The sequence below is a fragment of the Ruegeria sp. HKCCA6837 genome, assembly GCF_013034475.1.
In the GTDB taxonomy this organism is placed as follows: domain Bacteria; phylum Pseudomonadota; class Alphaproteobacteria; order Rhodobacterales; family Rhodobacteraceae; genus Ruegeria.
The window spans coordinates 78,711-95,467 of record NZ_WQGD01000011.1; the positions used below are offsets into that span (position 1 = coordinate 78,711).

Here is a 16,757-nt window from a genome sequence, read left to right on the forward strand (position 1 = left end):
TTGATTGGTTTGCGCAACCAACCGGCTTTTGGCAGTTGCAATGTTCGTACCAGATCTGGAGTTAGGAAGCCCCTAATTCAGAACACGACGCTCATCGCCGACTCCACGGCGTGAACACCTATTCCGACGACAATTCCTACGAAGATCAGTCCGACAATCGCGTTGATAACGGATAAAATCCGGCTGGCAGATTTCATCGGCTTAAAGTCACCGTAGCCAACCGTGGTTGCGTTTATGAACGCATGATAAAGGCTCACTCCGGTGGACCAGCCTTCGATCCTGCCAATCCATTGCCCCAGCGCACATATAGATACCGCCAAAAACAGCAAAATCGGCGACAGATATATCAGGTCCTGAAAGAAGACTGACAAGAAGGTGCATATATAGCTGACGTCACAACCCATGGCGAAGCTCTCCTTCTCCGTGTCGCGCGGCCTAGTTGAACACCAGCGTCTTAACAGGAAGCAAAATGGCCTGTGCGCGCAAGACTATGGCGTTCGCTATGCCCATCCCGTCCACAATCCGTGCAACAAAAGCCGAAAACCCGGTGATTTTCCCCGCGTCTATTTCTTTTGCGCGGCTCGTGTAGGCAACGCCAACGCACGCACTTCCTGGCGGGATGTCTTCCAGATGTTTAGGGAAAATTGGCGCAAGGAAAGCTGTAACCGTTCCGGGCCGGGCACGATCCTGTTGGTCAAGCAGAGCATCACCGGGTCGAAACTGCCCCGCAGCAATCGCATTTTGCACGTCGTCCACCACCATTGGGATTATGGTCAGGGGTTTGGACGCACAGGTAATTTCCACTAACATTCCCGGCTTGAGCACACTGACCGAAATCTGACCAAAAGCCGCAATAAGGCGACCCTGCCCTGAGACTTCGGGAACCAGAATTCCTGCAGGACGCAGAATTGGATTCACGATGTCACCTGGCTTCAACAAAAACTGTGTGACGGTCCCGTCTACTTCGGCAAAAACAGTGGATTTAGAGATTTCGTTTTCGGCCTCAGCCAAAACAGCACGCGCACTTTCAAGCTGCGCAGGAAGCAGAGTAGATTGGCGCAGTTTAGCGCCGTCAAGGGCTGCAACTGCAGCTGCGCGCTGACTTTCGGCACTGGACACAGCGGTTTGCAAACGCTCCAATTCCTGCTCACTGACAACTGTGTCGTTACGCTCCGCGAGTTCAAGGCGGCGATCCAAATCGCTGGTCGCCTGAGCAAGATTCGCTTCCGCCGAACCAACCCGGGCCTCAGCACCCGCGATCTCGGTTGCTGTCAGTCCCTGCGCTGCCTCGATTTCTTCTATGCGTCGCTGTGCAGTTTCTGCCGCAGCTTCCTGCCGCGTCGTGTCCAACCGGAAGATTGCCTCACCTGCTTTTATCGTATCATTGTTCGCGACATAGACCTCCGAAACCCGGCCCCCGCGATCAGAAAGAATAGTTACCGTGCGAAATGCTGCGGAGACGTTCCGCGTGGACGGATGAAAATAGAAAATCACGGTGATCAAAGTGATTGCCAGGATTGCACAGGCCGTCAAACCCCAACGCAATTCATACCAGACATTGAACAGCGTGATTTCATGGCCCCATCGCTTACCCTGCTTGTAACGCCTATATAGGTAATCCGGGACGATCGTGATCAGGGCAGAAAAGACCAGCTCAAGCATCCTGGCTCTCCGAGAGATCCACGTCACTCTTGAGCGGGAGTATTTCGTGCAAAGGTACGGCAGCGATTAGAATTGCCGCGATCCAAAACGCGTTGTTAAGTGTAAACAGAGAAATCAACCCCAGCACACCAACCAATTGCATTTGAACTTTATGAGCACCTGCTGCCATGCGGTCGGGAATGGCCTGCACGGTAAAGTAGAGTGCGCCGAAACCAAGCAGCACAACAACAAGCAGAATTCCCACCACGATCAGAAAGCCATCCGTCTCGCCCGGAGGTGTCACCCAGAAGGGGAGTCTGGCCATCGCCTCATCAGAAATAGAGCTGTCCAAAAGAACCTCCTGTTTCTCAATGATCTGATGCAAGGATAAACGATTGAAATCAAAAAGATCAATCTTGCCCAAGCCTGTGAAGAACCCTCAACACTTTTTTAGCCACCAGTCTCCATTGCGTAAGAGACGGACGCCAAGCTTCTTCTACCGGTTCAAACAATGGAAAGAGAGAGAAGAAAGGCCGCTTCGGGCTTAAAACGAAGTTTCAATCGGCGTGGGATGAACCAACTGGTGAATACACCGTGAACAACTCTTTCGGCTCATACACGCCGCGCAGCATGTAGCGACCGACCGAGACAAGTTCTTGCTCACAGGGTTGCGCGGCGCGGGCGACGTCGTCCGAGATCAGGATCCTCTGACCCAAAGATCGGTGCATTCCGGCAATACGGGCGGCCTGGTTGACGGCAGCACCGATCACGGTGAAATCCAGTCGTGTCTCGGACCCGATGTTGCCGTAGAGAATTTCACCCGAATGCAAGGCCAGCGTATAGTTTGCCACTGGCAGGCCTTGTTCCTGTCGTTGAGCGTTCAACGCATCCATACGCGACTGCAACAGGGGAACCGCGCTCAGCGCGGCGCGGGCGTCTTCGTCGATTTCGCCGACATCGAACATGGCCATCAGACCATCGCCCATGAATTTCAGGATATTCCCGCCGTTGTCATGCACCACTCCTACCGCCACGGCCAGATAGTCGTTCAGCATATCGATGATCTCGTTCCCCGGCAGATCCTCGGCCAGGGTGGTGAAGCCCTCTAGGTCGAAATTCCAGATTACCGCATCTATTTGTTGTAGCGACCCTCGCCGGATTTCGCCCGACAGAACCCGGCGACCGGCATCTCGGCCCAGATACACTCGCAACAGATCCTTGGTCAGGTTCTGGTTCTTGGCGGATTTAAGCGCCAACCCCAGATGCGGCAGGACGGTATGAATTCGCCTCAAGTCGCTGTCGTCGAACCCGGTTGGTGCGTCGCTGGTCCAAGACATCAGAACGCCATCACTGACCTTTTTTGCGCCGTTGGGGCGGATTTGCTTAACCCCTTCAAAAGACAGGCCCGTAGCATAGTAATCCGTCGCCCCAATTTCCCGCAGATCATTGAGCAAGGGAAAGCGACTAGGCTCGTTATGATCGACCAGCTTGACCCGGATTTCATCCAGATCCTCGTGCAACAGGGCATACAATGGGCTTCGCTGCCAGACTTCACTGGGCGTATCTGTATTCTCGAACCTCTCGGATTCACCACCCGCGCCGTTGTACCAGCTATAGCCGGTGCCGCCGTAAACCGGATGCAGGGTAGATTGCGCCGCGTGAAACCGCATCAAAGGTATGCCCATATCGACAAGCCGGGTGCAAAACCCTTCCAGCAATTCTTCTTGCCCGGCGCCTTCAAGCCCCTTGGCGACCAGCCAATCGATCAGGTCGTGTGCGGGAATCGAAGAAGAGTCCTGAGAAGTCATTTAAATATCCGTATCAAGCATGACCCCCATCTGGGGGCGACACGCATCAATTGCCAGTGGTCAGTCCAAACCAGCCAGTCTTTGCAGCATTTTACGCAGCAGAGCAGCTTCTTCCGCATCGAATAGGCCCGACAGTTTTGCATCATAGGCGGCGGCGACGCCATGCAGATCACGATACACGGTTTGCCCCGTCGGTGTTAGAGTCAGCCATTCCGCCCGCCGATCTCCTTCGTCGCGTGTGCGTTTCAGATACCTTCTCTGTTCCAGCTTGGCGACCGCGCGGCTGATTTTGGTTTTGTGCATTCTGGCGCGCTCGCAAATCTCTTTAGCCGTCATCTCACCGAATAGCCCAAGGTGAAACAGCACCCGCCATTCGGTTCTGAGCATCCCGTAACGGCCTTTATAGACGCTCTGAAACTCCAACGAGGCATGCTCGGCCGCCTGGTTCAGAAGGAAAGGCAGAAAATTCTGCAGATCAAACTCATCATTTTTTTTGGATTCTTCGTGTGTCATGCTTGTTAGTTACAAAATCAACTATTACCCGACAAGCAGCAACGGAGGAAAACACCATGAATCGTCCGAGTGATCCACATATGCTGACGCAGGCTTCAACGCCGGTCGGCACACATGCCGGCTATATGCCCGGCTTTGGAAACGACTTTGAGACCGAGGCCCTGCCCGACGCGCTGCCACAAGGGATGAACAGCCCACAACGGTGCAACTATGGCCTTTACGGAGAGCAGCTGAGCGGCACCGCCTTCACTGCGAACCCGCCCGAACGCACTTGGTGTTATCGCATTCGCCCGTCGGTGAAGCATTCACATCGTTACGAAAAAATCGACCTCCCCTATTGGAAATCGGCACCGTGCATCGACCCCGATGTGATCAGTCTGGGTCAGTATCGCTGGGATCCCGTCCCACATTCTGAAGAAGGTCTGAACTGGATGACCGGGATGCGCACGATGACCACGGCGGGGGACGTGAACACGCAAGTGGGCATGGCCTGTCACATCTATCTGGTCACCGAATCCATGGTGGATGACTACTTCTTCTCAGCCGATTCCGAGCTGTTGGTTGTTCCGCAGGAGGGACGTCTGCGTTTTGCGACCGAGCTGGGCATCATCGATCTGGAACCCAAAGAGATCGCGATCATTCCGCGTGGTCTGCTATACCGGGTCGAGGTTCTGGAAGGCCCCGCGCGCGGTTTTGTCTGCGAAAACTACGGGCAAAAGTTCGAGCTGCCGGGCCGTGGCCCGATTGGCGCAAACTGCATGGCCAACCCGCGCGACTTCAAAGCGCCCGTAGCTGCGTTTGAAGATCGCGAAACCCCGTCGACCGTGACGATCAAATGGTGCGGCCAGTTCCACACCACCAAGATCGGACACAGCCCGCTGGATGTGGTTGCGTGGCACGGCAACTATGCGCCCTACAAATATGACTTGCGCAATTATTGCCCGGTTGGCGCGATCCTGTTCGACCATCCCGACCCGTCGATCTTTACGGTTCTGACGGCACCGTCTGGCCAGCCTGGCACGGCCAATATCGACTTTGTTCTGTTCCGCGAACGCTGGATGGTGATGGAGGACACGTTCCGCCCGCCGTGGTACCACAAAAACATCATGTCGGAATTGATGGGCAACATTTACGGTCAGTATGATGCAAAACCACAGGGCTTCGTGCCCGGTGGCACAAGCCTGCACAACATGATGATCCCGCACGGCCCCGACAGGGAAGCCTTTGACAAAGCATCATACTCCAACCTAGGGCCGGACAAGCTGGACAAGACGATGTCGTTCATGTTCGAAACCCGCTTCCCGCAGCATCTGACGCCATTTGCCGCCACCGAAGCGCCGTTGCAGGATGATTATATCGACTGCTGGACATCGCTGGAGAAGAAGTTCGACGGAACGCCGGGTAAGAAATGAGCTTGGATATCTGGTTCACCTATGTGGCAACAGTCCTGCTGCTGATGAGCACACCGGGACCCAGCCAGTTGCTGATGTTGTCAAACTCGGCCGCCAACGGGCTTCGGCGCGGGTTGTTCACCGCTGCCGGAGATCTGACGGCGAACTTCCTGCAGATGTTGGCAGCAGGGCTGGGTCTGGCCGCCCTGATTGCCACATCCGCAACCGCGCTGACCGTCATCAAATGGCTTGGTGTGGCCTATTTGGTTTACCTTGGTGTCAAACAGATCCTCAAGGCGCGCGTATCTGAAGCGCAAACCGCGCCCAAGGCAAGTCGCAAATCGCTTTGGATGCAGGGGTTTATTACCTCTGCCGCGAATCCCAAAGCCGTGGTCTTTTTTGCAGCGCTGTTCCCACTGTTCATTGACGGAGCACTGCCTTTCTGGCCGCAATTCACCATTCTTTCGGCCACCTATCTGGTCATGGACGGGATGTTCCTGACCGCATATGGCGGCAGCGCAAGCTGGCTGGCCCGCCGTTTGCAAGGTCCTGCAAAGCTGTGGCTTGACCGCATTGGCGGCAGCTTCATGATCCTGGCTGCTATCTTGTTGGGGCTGAAATCCCTTCGCCCCTCAACTTAACCAACAAAACAGGGACATCGTATGCCTCTAATGACATCCTGGGTGACGTCGGCCAATGACGCGACACACCCGTTCCCACTGAACAACCTGCCTTATGGAGTCTTCTCGACCGAGGGCGACGATCCGCGCTGCGGCGTGGCCATTGGGGACATGATCCTCGACGTCACAGCTGCCGAAGCCGAAGGGTTGATCACCCTGAGCGATGAGCCTCTGTTCGACATGCCGTTCTGGAACCCGTTGATGGAGGAAGGCCCCGCCGTCTGGGCCGCCCTGCGGGAACGTCTGATCAGCCTTCTGGCCGAGGGCTCGGACGAGCAGAGCAAGGTTGAACCACTGCTTGTCAAACAAGACGACGCCGAGATGCACCTGCCCTTCGCGGTCAGCGAATACACCGATTTCTATGCAGGCCGGAACCATGCCTTCAACGTAGGCACCATGTTCCGGGGGCCGGAAAACGCGTTGCCGCCAAACTGGCTGCATATTCCCATTGGGTACAACGGGCGCGCGTCTTCGGTCGTGGTATCGGGCACGGATATCCGCCGCCCATGGGGGCAGCTAAAAGCGCCCGACCAAGAGCTGCCCGCCTTTCTGCCCAGCCGCCGTTTTGACATCGAGCTTGAGATGGGCGCGATTGTCGGCACCCCTTCGGATGGCCCAATCTCGGTGCAAGAGGCGGACGACAATATCTTTGGCTACGTCCTGCTGAACGATTGGTCTGCGCGTGACATCCAGGCCTGGGAATACCAGCCGCTGGGCCCGTTTCAGGCCAAGGCCACCGCAACCTCGATCAGCCCTTGGATTGTCACCAAGGCAACGCTGGAGCCATTCCGCTGTGACACGCCTGCACGTGAGTTCGAGCTACTAGATCACCTGAAAGACTGTGGCCCGATGCTCTATGATATTGATCTGTCGATCACCATGGCACCCGCAGGGCAGCCTGCTACGACAATTGCACAGACCAACTACAACCAGATGTACTATTCCGCCGCGCAGCAACTGGCCCATCACACGACATCCGGCTGTCCGATGAATGCAGGTGATTTGCTGGGCTCGGGCACCATTTCCGGACCAACCAAACCTGAACGCGGTTCGTTGCTGGAACTCAGCTGGGGCGGAAAGGAACCTCTGACGCTGGACGGCGGTGAAACCCGCAGCTTCATCGAAGATGGCGACACGCTGACCTTGACCGGCGCGGCCAAGGGCGATGGTTACACAATCGGCTTCGGTGATTGTGTTGGCACCGTCTTGTCCGCTCTTGAAAACCCATACACACGATAAGGAACCCATCATGGCCAGAGCATTCGCGTCCCAGGGGGACATGTCGGAGAAAAAGATCAGCTTCACCGAGGTGGGCGAAGGGCTCTATGCCTTTACGGCCGAAGGCGACCCGAACTCGGGCGTCATCATCGGCGATGACAGCGTGATGATTGTCGAGGCGCAGGCGACACCGCGTCTGGCCAACAAGGTGATCGAGTGCGTTCGATCAGTTACAGACAAGCCGATCACGCATGTGGCCCTGACCCACTACCACGCTGTACGCGTTCTGGGCGCAAGCGCGTTTGGCGCTCAGCAAATCCTGATGTCAGACATGGCGCGCGCCATGGTCGTGGAACGCGGGCAAGAGGATTGGGACAGCGAGTTCCAACGCTTCCCACGTTTGTTCGAAGGGCATGAAAGCATCCCCGGTCTGACCTGGCCCACCACCACGTTCAGCGACACAATGACCGTCTATCTGGGAAACCGTCGCGTTGACCTGATGCATCTGGGCCGAGCCCACACTGCCGGGGACATCGTAATTCATGTGCCAGATCAGAACGTGATGTTCACAGGCGACATAGTTGAATATCACTCGGCCTGCTATTGTGGTGACGGGCATTTCAGCGACTGGGGTGACACGCTGGATGCGATCAAATGGTTCGACGTGGATGCAATTGCACCAGGTCGCGGCGACGCGCTGGTTGGTAAGGACATGGTCAATGCGGCCATTGAAAACACCCGCGATTTCGTCAGCAGCACCTACCGCCCGGCCGCCAAGGTGGCTGCACGCGGCGGCAGCCTGAAGGAAGCCTGGGACGCCGTACGCGCCGAGTGTGATCCGAAATTCGCTGACTACGCAATCTACGAACACTGCCTGCCCTTCAACGTCGCCCGCGCCTATGACGAGGCACGTGGCATCGACACGCCGCGCATCTGGACCGCCCAGCGCGACCTTGAGATGTGGGAAGCCTTGCAGGGCTAAGGAAAAACGGCTCGGTTTGATCCAGATCGTTTTACGCGTCTGGATAAAATGAAACCATAAGCCAAGGCCTCCGGCGCCTGTCGCCGGGGGCAGGACATGCCGCACATTGGTGCATCTGCTTGGGGGAGCCCATGAACAAGATCTTTGAAACGCCGCTTTACGGCTATGAACGCAGCCCGGACCAAGACAGCCCCACGCCCGTCAGGCACAAGGTCATCGTGATTGGTGCCGGTCCGGTTGGATTGGCCGCCGCTATTGATCTGACCCAACAAGGTGTCGAGGTTGTGGTTCTGGACGAGAATGACAAGGTCAGCTTCGGCAGTCGCGCCATCTGTTTTTCTCAACGTACTTTGGAAATTGCCGACCGTCTGGGATGTGGACGCCACTTGGTCGACAAAGGCGTCTTGTGGGATCGCGGCAAAGTCTTCTTCGATGATCGTCAGGTCTATGACTTCAACCTGCAACCGGATGAAGGCTATGCCAACCCCGCCTTCATCAACCTGCAGCAATACCACTTTGAAAACTACTTTGTAGAACGTGTGCGCGAGCTGCAGGCAGAAGGCGCTCCAATTGAAATTCGTGGCCGCAACAGGGTCGAGGCCATTGGCACGCACGAAGATCACGTTCGACTTGAGGTCGAAACCCCCGAAGGTCCCTATACGATTGAGGCCGAGTGGCTGATCGCCTGTGACGGAGCGACCTCTCCCACCCGCCGGATGCTGGGTATCGATTTCGAAGGGCGCGTGTTCGAAGACAACTTCCTGATCGCTGATGTAATCATGGACGCCGATTTCCCATCGGAACGCTGGTTCTGGTTCGACCCACCGTTCAATCGGGGACAATCTGCGCTGCTCCATAAACAGCCTGACAACGTCTGGCGCATCGATCTGCAACTGGGGTGGGATATCGACAAAGAACGCGAAAAGCGCCCCGAGAATGTGATTCCCCGCCTAAAGGCGATGCTGGGCGACGACGTGGATTTTCAGCTGGAATGGGTCTCGATCTATACCTTCCAGTGTCGCCGCATGGAAAGCTTCCGCAAGGGGCGTGTTCTGTTTGCGGGCGACAGTGCGCATCAGGTCAGCCCCTTTGGCGCACGCGGGGCAAATTCGGGCCTGCAAGATACCGACAATCTGTGCTGGAAACTGAAGCTTGTGCTCGACGGCAAAGCGCCTGAAAGCCTGCTGGACAGCTACAACGCGGAACGTGTGTACGGGGCAGACGAAAATATCCAGAAATCCAGCCGGTCCACCGATTTCATCACGCCAAAATCCGAGATGTCGCGGGTTCTGCGCGATGCGGTTCTGGATCTAAGCGAACAGTATGAATTTGCCCGACCACTGGTGAATTCCGGGCGCTTGAGCCAACCCTGCACCTATGACGGGTCTTCGTTGAACTCGGCCGATGCGCTGAACGGCCCAGCCTGCACACGCCCGGGGTCGGCCTGCCCGGATGCCCCGCTGGGCGATGAATTTCTGCTGCCCAAGCTGGCGGGCAAATTTACCTTGTTGACCATTGATGCCGATGCCCCAGACTCTCTGGAAGAGGATGGGATTGAGGTAACTCGGCTGGCGTTGTCGGTCAAAGACGATCTGACGCTGGCTCTCAAACGTCGTTACTTGGGTGATGCAACCAGCGCTGTGTATCTGATCCGCCCGGATCAGCACGTAGCCGCTCGGCGGGACAGCTTTGAAGAAAACAGTTTTCGTCATGCGATCCGCAGAGCTTGCGGTAAGGAGTAAGCGCAATGTCAGACTTGATCCTAACCCCCAATTTCGACAACGCCGACGACTTTTACGCCACCCTTTTGGCGGCGCATGAAGGGCTTGAGAAAGCCGACAGCGACGCGCTGAACGCCCGACTGGTGTTGGTACTTGCCAATCACATCGGAGACGGCACCGTTCTGTCTGATGCCATCCTCGCCGCTTCTTTGTCCAACGATTGACAGGATCCCGTGTGAGCGAAGTTGTCCTCTTTGACTATTGGCGGTCTTCGGCCAGTTATCGGGTGCGGATCGCCCTGAACTTGGCCGGGATCGACTATGACTCGGTTGTTGTCGATCTGGTAGGCGGCGAACACAAGAGCGCTGAGCATTTGTTACGCAATCCGCAAGGGTTTGTGCCAGTTCTGGAAATTGACGGGCTGCGATTGACGCAATCGTTGGCCATCCTTGAATATCTGGATCAAACCCGAGGTCTTGGCCTTTTGCCATCCGACCCGGTGCAGAAGGCAAAAGCTCAGGCGTTGGCATATGCGATTGCAGTCGATATTCATCCGGTCTGCAACCTCTCGGTTGCGCGACATGCGACCTCGCTCAGCAATGACGCCGACGACATGCCCGGAGATTGGATGCGGCACTTCATCCGGCCCGGCTTGCAGGCCTTTGAGACCATGTTGGGCAAGTTTGAACAGGCCCCTTATTGCGTCGGTTCGCAGCCTAGCCTCGCTGACCTCTGCCTGATCCCTCAACTCTACAACGCACGCCGCTGGCAGGTGGACCTGTCGGACATGCCACGTGTTCTGGAGGTTGAAACAGCCTGCGCTAGTCATCCGGCCTTTGTTGCAGCGCACCCCGACGCGCACGCCCCCCAATAACACTGCACAAGCACTGTGTGCTTGTGCGCCTAGTCGTTTTTCCTGTTTGACCTTAGCTTGGATACACCAAAGCTATGAGGTCACCATGCCTGAGATCACCGGCTACCACGCCCATGTCTATTTCGATGCCGACACACAAGCGACGGCACAACAGGTCTGTGAAGAGGCCGCACGCCTATTCCCGGTTCAGATGGGGCGTATGCATGCCCGCAACGTCGGCCCCCACCCACGCTGGAGTTGCCAGTTGGGCTTTGACGCCGATGCATTTGATCAAGTCATGCCATGGCTGATGTTGAACCGGCAGGGCCTGACCGTGTTCACCCACCCCGAAACCGGTAATCATCTGGAAGATCACCGTGATCGCGCGCTCTGGATGGGTGAGATGCTGGATCTGGACCTGTCGATCTTCGACAGGCTTTAACCTAACGCCCGCGCCTGATCCCGCAGGACGAATTTCTGCACCTTGCCGGTTGATGTCTTCGGCAGGGTGCCGAAAACCACGGTCTTTGGTGCTTTGAAATGGGCCATGTTGTCTCGGCAGAAGGCAATTAGGTCTGCCTCTGTAGCGGTGGCATCCGGTTTCAGCTCGACAAACGCACAAGGCGTTTCGCCCCATTTCTCATCCGGTCGCGCGACCACAGCCGCCTCCATTACCGCCGGATGTTTGTAGAGGATACCCTCGACCTCGACGGACGAGATATTCTCGCCACCCGAAATGATGATGTCCTTGGATCGATCCTTGAGTGCGACATAGCCGTCAGGGTGCATGACGCCCAAGTCACCGGACGCAAACCATCCGCCTTTAAAGGCCCCGTCCGTGGCGTCTTGGTTCTTTAGATACCCTTTCATCACCACGTTACCCTGCATGAAAATCTCACCCATGGTTTCACCATCCGCCGGAACAGGTTCCATGGTATCGGGATCAGCCACCATCAGGCCAGACAGCGCCGTGTACCGCACACCCTGGCGTACTTTCAGAGCGGCGCGGTCTTCGGGGCCTTTTTCATTCCATTCGTCTTTCCAGGCACACACGACCGAAGGCCCATACGTTTCGGTCAGGCCATAGACATGCGTGACCTCGACGCCCATCGCCTCCATCGCTTCGATCACAGCTGCAGGCGGCGGTGCACCCGCCGTCATCACCTTGATCTGATGATCAAAGTCTTTCAGCTCATCCGGCGCATGGGCGAGCATGTTCAAAACGATGGGCGCCCCGCAGAAATGCGTGACTTTCTCATCGCGGAAAGCCGCATAGATCGGCTCGGCCCGTACGGCACGCAGACAGACCGACACGCCTGCATTGGCGGCCATGGCCCAAGGGAAACACCAGCCATTGCAATGAAACATCGGAAGGGTCCACAGATAAACTGAATGCTTGGGCATATCCCAATCCAGCAGATCCGACTGCGCATTCAGCGTGGCACCTCGGTGATGATAAACGACCCCTTTCGGATTGCCTGTAGTACCTGAAGTGTAGTTCAGCGTGATTGCGTCCCATTCATCCTCGGGCAGAGACCAGCTGAATTCCGGGTCGCCTTCATTCAGAAGGGCATCGTAGGTCAGGTTGCCCAGCTTTTCACCACCTTCAAAGCCAGGGTCTTCGATGTCTATGATCAGAATGTCATGGTCGACCTGCTTTAACGCTTCTTTCACGACGCTCGAAAACTCTGGATCGACCAGCAGCGCCTTAGCCTCGGCGTGGTTCAAAATGAAAGCAACAATCGGCGCATCCAGGCGCGTGTTGATGGCGTTCAGAACAGCTCCGGCCATTGGAACGCCGAAATGCGCTTCATACATCTCGGGGATGTTCGCTGCGATTATGGAAACGGTATCGCCTTTTCCTATCCCGCGCGCGCTCAACGCGCCCGCCAAACGTCGACACCGGGCATAGGTTTCAGCCCAAGTATACCTGCGTTCACCATACACCACCGAAGGATAATCTGGGTAAACCTGCGCCGTCCGGTCCAAGAAGGTCAGCGGTGACAAGGGTGTGTAGTTTGCCCGGCATTTATCCAAATGACGCTCGTAGATGTTTGTGGCTGTCATCTGCTCATCCTCCCAAATCGCAGTACGCGCGACTTGAACATAAACTTGGTGGCCTGACAAATCCGTAGTAATACGGTGTGCACCCATTCTGGCAATACGGGATGGTGTTATCTGGCCCTACTTACAAAGGGCCTTTCGCGGTGATTTGGAGCATCTTAAACACATGCAGGGGTCTCGCTTGACCATCGACCCCAGAAGCGCATCTCAGTGAAAGGACTTGTCATGGACGGCACGTTCAACGAAAACGATCTTTCCCGCGTGGTCGAAGCCGACCGCGCCCATATCTGGCACCACCTGCTGCAGCATAAACCCTTTGAAACCAATGACCCGCGTATCATTGTCGAAGGCAAAGGTATGCGCGTCTGGGATCAGAAGGGCAAGGAACACCTGGATGCTGTTTCGGGTGGCGTCTGGACTGTGAACGTCGGCTATGGCCGCGAATCAATCTGTAAGGCAGTCTATGACCAGTTGATGAAACTGTGCTATTTCGCCAATACCGCAGGTTCGATCCCCGGCTCCATCTTTGCGGAAAAGCTGATCGAAAAGATGCCCGGCATGAGCCGCGTCTACTACACCAACTCGGGATCCGAAGCGAACGAGAAGGCGTTCAAGATGGTGCGCCAGATCGCGCACAAGAAATACGGCGGCAAGAAAACCAAGATCCTGTATCGCGACCGCGACTATCACGGCTCGACGCTGGCGACCATGTCGGCGGGTGGTCAGGACGAGCGTACCGCGCAATACGGTCCCTTCGCGCCTGATTTTGTGCGCGTGCCGCACTGCATGGAATACCGCAAGCATGAACTCGACGGTGCACCCGTCGAAAACTTCGGCGAATGGGCAGCAGACCAGATCGAAGAAGTCATCCTGCGCGAAGGCCCTGACACCGTTGGCGCCCTGTGCCTTGAGCCCGTCACCGCCGGTGGTGGTGTGATCGAAGCGCCTGAAGGGTATTGGCAGCGCGTGCAGGAGATCTGCAAAAAGTACGACGTGCTGCTGCATATCGACGAAGTTGTTTGCGGCGTAGGCCGGACTGGGACATGGTTCGGGTACCAGCAGTATGGCATCAAGCCCGACTTCGTAACCATGGCCAAGGGCGTTGCATCGGGCTATGCCGCTATTGCTGTGATGGTCACGACCGAGGAAGTCTTTGACATGTTCAAAGACGACGCGTCGGACCCGATGGGCTATTTCCGCGATATCTCGACCTTTGGCGGTTGCACCGCCGGTCCGGCAGCGGCGATTGAGAATATGCGCATCATCGAAGACGAGAACCTGTTGGGCAACTGCACCGACATGGGCAACCGCATGTTCGACAACCTGCAAGCGCTGATGGAAAAGCACAAGGTTATCGGCGACGTGCGCGGCAAGGGCCTGTTCCTGGGGGCCGAACTGGTCACCGACCGTACGACCAAAGACCCGATGGATGAAAAGCGGGTTCAGGCCGTTGTCGCCGATTGTATGGCGCAAGGCGTGATCATCGGTGCCACCAACCGCTCGATCCCCAGCCGTAACAACACGCTGTGCTTCTCGCCCGCACTGATCGCAACGGCGGATGACATCGACCAGATCACTGACGCCGTTGACGGCGCGTTGGGGCGTGTTTTCGGGTAAGCTGACCAAATATTAAAAAAAGAAAAACCGGCACATCGAGTGTCGGTTTTTTTGTGAATGGTCGAAGTGCGGACAAAGCGGTCATTTTCTTGCGCCGAATCTTGTCATCCGTATGCTCATATTCACGACTGAACAAACGGAGCATTCTCCTAAATGAAGTTTTTCTCCCGCAGATATTTCTGGTCACTCTCAATGGCTTTGGTTTCGTTGACGACTGTACCAAGCCCTTCATTCGCACAAGTTTCGGAGAGTGTAACATCTCAAGTCATCTATGTTCCCTCCTACTCGCGAGTTTTCACGCAGGAAGGGCGCAGCGAACCGCTCGCGTCTACCCTCGTTGTGCACAACATTAGTCTTCAATCAGAGATCAAAGTTGAGCGCGTCGAATATTACGACAGAGCGGGGCAGCTTCTGGAAACCCTCATAAATGAGCCCGTTCAGCTGATGCCATTTGGGTCAATGAATGCGCTTGTACCTATTGGTAGCGTCGGAGACGGCATCGGCGCGAATTTCGTAGTCACATGGTCGGCAGAAGTTCCGGTGTCACCCCCTATCGTAGAAGCAATCATGGTCGGTGGAAGCGGCACTCAAGGGATCTCGTTTACAAGCCGAGGTCAGGTGTTGTCACAAGAACCGTAACACCGACCACTACTTTGCTTCTATGTGACCAGCTCGACCATTAAGCTAATACCTAAGCAACAGTGACTGGTTCTTTGCCACTGCGACTGGAGCTAAGTTTGGGCTCAAAGCCGACATTCTCTACGTTCAAAAAAGGCCGCTCCAATCGGGACGGCCTTGAACTCGCAATCTCTCGAAAGAGGATCAGGCAGTCAGAGCGGCCAGCGTTTGGACCACTCTCTGCTTTGCATTTTGCCCAAAGCGGTTCGTCAATGCCTCAGGCTGTTCCTGCTATTTCAACATGACGCTGTTCCAGCTCGATTTGCCTCTGCACCGCCACAGGATCAAGATCGCTTTCAGCGGGAGTGTCGATGCCAAAATGGCCGAAATTGTCTTCGCCGCGTACCAGCATTGCCGTATCGAGATCATGTTTGGTCTGACGTACATGCGCCGCAAGATACTGGATATTCAGCCCAATTCGGCGATCCTTGCTTTTGTTCGGCATCGAGGCATGTAGCGTCCAACCATGGTGAAAACTCGCCTCGCCCGGACGCAGCGGACAAAGCTTGGCTTGGCTCTCATCAACTCCAAGAACAGTCTGCCCCTGCAAAAGAACGTTATCGTCGTCTTCCGTTGTTTCATGGCTTATCACACCGTTCGCATGACTTCCCGGGAGCATTCGCATGCAACCGCTTTCCTCGTCCGCTGGCGACAAGGCGAGCCAAGCGGATACCTGGTCGTCATGACTCAGGCCCCAATAAGTCAGATCCTGATGCCAACTGACATGCGAGGTCGAGCCAGGTTCTTTGATGATATAGGTAACATTGTACAAAAGAATGTCGGGCCCGATCAGCGCTTCGATGAGATCAAGCATCAGAGGGTGCGTAGCAAGCTTGTAGGGCGAAGTTAAGATTGTGTGTGCTTTGGACTTGTAATGCATGGACGCACCCAGTTGGCTCTCGGCCCATTCCAATGCGGCCCGGTGTTCTTGCGCTTCGACTTCAGTCAGGATCGGAACACCACCTACATAACCGTCCCGATTGTAAGCGTTCGCCCAAGTTCTTACCCTTTGGTTTACTCCCATAGTCGCCTCCCACGAAATGACTAAGCAATCGTTAGTGGAAAAACATAACCTGCCAAGCCTGTTTCGGCTCTGGTTTGCGTCGGCGCCAATGAATTTAAAGCATGACATATCGAATGCGCGCTTGGGGCATTCGAACCCATGATGCAAAAAGACCGCCCCAAAAGGGACGGCCTTTCATTCACTGTCTCTCTAAAGAGGATCAGGCGGTCAGAGCGGCCTGAGCTTTGGCGACGATCGCGCCGAACGCTTCCGGTTCGTGCACGGCCAGGTCGGCCAGAACTTTGCGGTCCACTTCGATACCGGCCAGGTTCAGGCCGTTGATGAAGCGGGAATATGTCAGTGCTTCGTCATGCGAACGGACAGCAGCGTTGATACGCTGGATCCACAGCGCGCGGAAGTTGCGCTTGCGGTTCTTACGGTCGCGGGTTGCGTACTGGTTGGCCTTGTCGACCGCCTGACGGGCAACCTTGAAGGTGCTCTTGCGGCGACCATAGTAACCTTTGGCAGCCTTGATGACCTTCTTGTGACGGGCGTGAGTTACGGTTCCACCTTTAACGCGGGACATCT

Annotated in this window: 18 protein-coding genes; 10 read left to right on the forward strand and 8 right to left on the reverse strand. The window is 55.9% G+C overall.

Features of this window, described 5'->3' with window-relative positions; genetic code table 11:
• Nucleotides 1-77: 77 nt before the first annotated feature.
• The 5 genes from GOV91_RS15690 to GOV91_RS15710 form a co-directional block, all read right to left on the reverse strand.
• Nucleotides 78-404, reverse strand: coding sequence for a potassium channel family protein (locus tag GOV91_RS15690; protein WP_171236199.1), 327 nt, complete (start codon nt 402-404; stop codon nt 78-80).
• Between the two features lie 31 nt (nt 405-435).
• A complete protein-coding gene (locus GOV91_RS15695; protein WP_171180887.1) occupies nt 436-1,662 on the reverse strand; it encodes an HlyD family secretion protein in 1,227 nt (408 codons plus the stop codon).
• Complete coding sequence (locus GOV91_RS15700) at nt 1,655-2,065, reverse strand: hypothetical protein (protein ID WP_171236200.1); 411 nt, start codon at nt 2,063-2,065, stop codon at nt 1,655-1,657. Before GOV91_RS15700 ends, GOV91_RS15695 begins: the two co-directional genes overlap by 8 nt.
• A gap of 133 nt (nt 2,066-2,198) precedes the next feature.
• A complete protein-coding gene (locus tag GOV91_RS15705; protein WP_171236201.1) occupies nt 2,199-3,449 on the reverse strand; it encodes an adenylate/guanylate cyclase domain-containing protein in 1,251 nt (416 codons plus the stop codon).
• 60 nt (nt 3,450-3,509) lie between these two features.
• Nucleotides 3,510-3,962, reverse strand: coding sequence for a MarR family winged helix-turn-helix transcriptional regulator (locus GOV91_RS15710; protein ID WP_171180893.1), 453 nt, complete (start codon nt 3,960-3,962; stop codon nt 3,510-3,512).
• A gap of 56 nt (nt 3,963-4,018) precedes the next feature.
• Between GOV91_RS15710 and hmgA the strand changes: the two genes are divergently transcribed.
• The 8 genes from hmgA to GOV91_RS15750 all read left to right on the forward strand — a co-directional run bounded on the left by hmgA (nt 4,019) and on the right by GOV91_RS15750 (nt 11,249).
• On the forward strand, nt 4,019-5,374 hold the full coding sequence (gene hmgA / locus GOV91_RS15715) for a homogentisate 1,2-dioxygenase (RefSeq protein ID WP_171236202.1): 1,356 nt from the start codon (nt 4,019-4,021) through the stop codon (nt 5,372-5,374).
• Entirely contained in the window at nt 5,371-5,994 is a 624-nt protein-coding gene (locus tag GOV91_RS15720; protein WP_171236203.1) for a LysE family translocator, read from the forward strand. The genes hmgA and GOV91_RS15720 overlap by 4 nt, the downstream gene beginning before the upstream one ends.
• 21 nt (nt 5,995-6,015) lie before the next feature.
• Nucleotides 6,016-7,272 carry a fumarylacetoacetase gene (gene fahA / locus GOV91_RS15725; protein ID WP_171236204.1) on the forward strand — a complete coding sequence of 419 codons (1,257 nt, stop codon included), beginning with the start codon at nt 6,016-6,018 and terminating at the stop codon, nt 7,270-7,272.
• Between the two features lie 10 nt (nt 7,273-7,282).
• Entirely contained in the window at nt 7,283-8,233 is a 951-nt protein-coding gene (locus GOV91_RS15730; protein ID WP_171180902.1) for an MBL fold metallo-hydrolase, read from the forward strand.
• Nucleotides 8,234-8,364: 131 nt separating this feature from the next.
• Nucleotides 8,365-9,975, forward strand: a complete 1,611-nt coding sequence (locus GOV91_RS15735) for an FAD-dependent oxidoreductase (protein ID WP_171236205.1) — start codon at nt 8,365-8,367, stop codon at nt 9,973-9,975.
• Nucleotides 9,976-9,980: 5 nt separating this feature from the next.
• A complete protein-coding gene (locus tag GOV91_RS15740; RefSeq protein ID WP_171236206.1) occupies nt 9,981-10,178 on the forward strand; it encodes a DUF2783 domain-containing protein in 198 nt (65 codons plus the stop codon).
• Between the two features lie 11 nt (nt 10,179-10,189).
• Entirely contained in the window at nt 10,190-10,828 is a 639-nt protein-coding gene (gene maiA / locus GOV91_RS15745; protein ID WP_171236207.1) for a maleylacetoacetate isomerase, read from the forward strand.
• Between the two features lie 85 nt (nt 10,829-10,913).
• Nucleotides 10,914-11,249, forward strand: a complete 336-nt coding sequence (locus GOV91_RS15750) for a DOPA 4,5-dioxygenase family protein (RefSeq protein WP_171180910.1) — start codon at nt 10,914-10,916, stop codon at nt 11,247-11,249.
• Here GOV91_RS15750 and GOV91_RS15755 read toward each other — a convergent pair.
• Nucleotides 11,246-12,874 (reverse strand): acyl-CoA synthetase, encoded by a 1,629-nt coding sequence (locus GOV91_RS15755; RefSeq protein WP_171236208.1) that lies wholly within the window; start codon nt 12,872-12,874, stop codon nt 11,246-11,248. The two genes, GOV91_RS15750 and GOV91_RS15755, sit on opposite strands and share 4 nt — an antisense overlap.
• A gap of 222 nt (nt 12,875-13,096) precedes the next feature.
• Here GOV91_RS15755 and GOV91_RS15760 point away from each other — a divergent pair, with 222 nt between their 5' ends.
• Both GOV91_RS15760 and GOV91_RS15765 read left to right on the forward strand, forming a co-directional pair.
• Nucleotides 13,097-14,488, forward strand: coding sequence for an aspartate aminotransferase family protein (locus GOV91_RS15760; RefSeq protein ID WP_171180983.1), 1,392 nt, complete (start codon nt 13,097-13,099; stop codon nt 14,486-14,488).
• A gap of 153 nt (nt 14,489-14,641) precedes the next feature.
• On the forward strand, nt 14,642-15,127 hold the full coding sequence (locus GOV91_RS15765) for a DUF3124 domain-containing protein (RefSeq protein ID WP_171180915.1): 486 nt from the start codon (nt 14,642-14,644) through the stop codon (nt 15,125-15,127).
• 256 nt (nt 15,128-15,383) lie between these two features.
• On the opposite strand, the gene GOV91_RS15770 is transcribed toward GOV91_RS15765, so the two are convergent.
• Nucleotides 15,384-16,190: a phytanoyl-CoA dioxygenase family protein gene (locus tag GOV91_RS15770; protein WP_171236209.1), complete on the reverse strand. Its 807-nt coding sequence runs from the start codon at nt 16,188-16,190 to the stop codon at nt 15,384-15,386.
• A gap of 199 nt (nt 16,191-16,389) precedes the next feature.
• Entirely contained in the window at nt 16,390-16,755 is a 366-nt protein-coding gene (gene rplT / locus GOV91_RS15775) for a 50S ribosomal protein L20 (protein WP_152457001.1), read from the reverse strand.
• Nucleotides 16,756-16,757 lie beyond the last annotated feature (2 nt).

Bases quoted from the DNA above. Each gene is read 5' to 3' on its own strand.
- GOV91_RS15750 (WP_171180910.1), top strand. From the start codon at position 10,914: ATGCCTGAGATCACCGGCTACCACGCCCATGTCTATTTCGATGCCGAC.
- GOV91_RS15755 (WP_171236208.1), bottom strand. From the start codon at position 12,874: ATGACAGCCACAAACATCTACGAGCGTCATTTGGATAAATGCCGGGCA.
- GOV91_RS15730 (WP_171180902.1), top strand. From the start codon at position 7,283: ATGGCCAGAGCATTCGCGTCCCAGGGGGACATGTCGGAGAAAAAGATC.
- GOV91_RS15705 (WP_171236201.1), bottom strand. From the start codon at position 3,449: ATGACTTCTCAGGACTCTTCTTCGATTCCCGCACACGACCTGATCGAT.
- GOV91_RS15740 (WP_171236206.1), top strand. From the start codon at position 9,981: ATGTCAGACTTGATCCTAACCCCCAATTTCGACAACGCCGACGACTTT.
- GOV91_RS15770 (WP_171236209.1), bottom strand. From the start codon at position 16,190: ATGGGAGTAAACCAAAGGGTAAGAACTTGGGCGAACGCTTACAATCGG.
- hmgA (WP_171236202.1), top strand. From the start codon at position 4,019: ATGAATCGTCCGAGTGATCCACATATGCTGACGCAGGCTTCAACGCCG.
- GOV91_RS15735 (WP_171236205.1), top strand. From the start codon at position 8,365: ATGAACAAGATCTTTGAAACGCCGCTTTACGGCTATGAACGCAGCCCG.
- rplT (WP_152457001.1), bottom strand. From the start codon at position 16,755: ATGTCCCGCGTTAAAGGTGGAACCGTAACTCACGCCCGTCACAAGAAG.
- GOV91_RS15695 (WP_171180887.1), bottom strand. From the start codon at position 1,662: ATGCTTGAGCTGGTCTTTTCTGCCCTGATCACGATCGTCCCGGATTAC.
- GOV91_RS15765 (WP_171180915.1), top strand. From the start codon at position 14,642: ATGAAGTTTTTCTCCCGCAGATATTTCTGGTCACTCTCAATGGCTTTG.
- GOV91_RS15710 (WP_171180893.1), bottom strand. From the start codon at position 3,962: ATGACACACGAAGAATCCAAAAAAAATGATGAGTTTGATCTGCAGAAT.
- GOV91_RS15720 (WP_171236203.1), top strand. From the start codon at position 5,371: ATGAGCTTGGATATCTGGTTCACCTATGTGGCAACAGTCCTGCTGCTG.
- GOV91_RS15760 (WP_171180983.1), top strand. From the start codon at position 13,097: ATGGACGGCACGTTCAACGAAAACGATCTTTCCCGCGTGGTCGAAGCC.
- GOV91_RS15690 (WP_171236199.1), bottom strand. From the start codon at position 404: ATGGGTTGTGACGTCAGCTATATATGCACCTTCTTGTCAGTCTTCTTT.
- fahA (WP_171236204.1), top strand. From the start codon at position 6,016: ATGCCTCTAATGACATCCTGGGTGACGTCGGCCAATGACGCGACACAC.